Here is a 299-nt window from a genome sequence, read left to right as displayed (position 1 = left end):
TTAAGGCGAGTGGGAGTTTTATCAAGCTGGATGCGGGTTGGATTACCGTTGTTGGGCCGGTGATCAAAATTAATGCGGGTGGGTCTGCGGGGAGTGGGACGGGGATCGGGATTAAACCGCCGGTGCTGCCGGGGGCTGCGGATCAGGATAAGGCGGGGATATTGATGGATCAGGCGTTGATGAATGCGCCGGAAGAACAGGTCAAACGCAAACCGCAACTAATGCTCAATTTTTCCGGCTAACAGACACCAACGGCGCTACACGCATCCAGGGATCAGGATTCAGGTAATTAGTAATGA

1 pseudogene is annotated in these 299 nt (G+C 53.5%); it reads left to right on the top strand.

The features are described from left to right. Positions 1–242: pseudogene (locus BK665_RS33375) on the top strand (type VI secretion system tip protein VgrG); the annotation flags it as partial. Positions 243–299 lie beyond the last annotated feature (57 nt).

The organism is Pseudomonas frederiksbergensis, assembly GCF_003732665.1.
Lineage (GTDB): Bacteria > Pseudomonadota > Gammaproteobacteria > Pseudomonadales > Pseudomonadaceae > Aquipseudomonas > Aquipseudomonas frederiksbergensis_G.
This window is presented reverse-complemented; position numbering and strand designations above follow the sequence as displayed.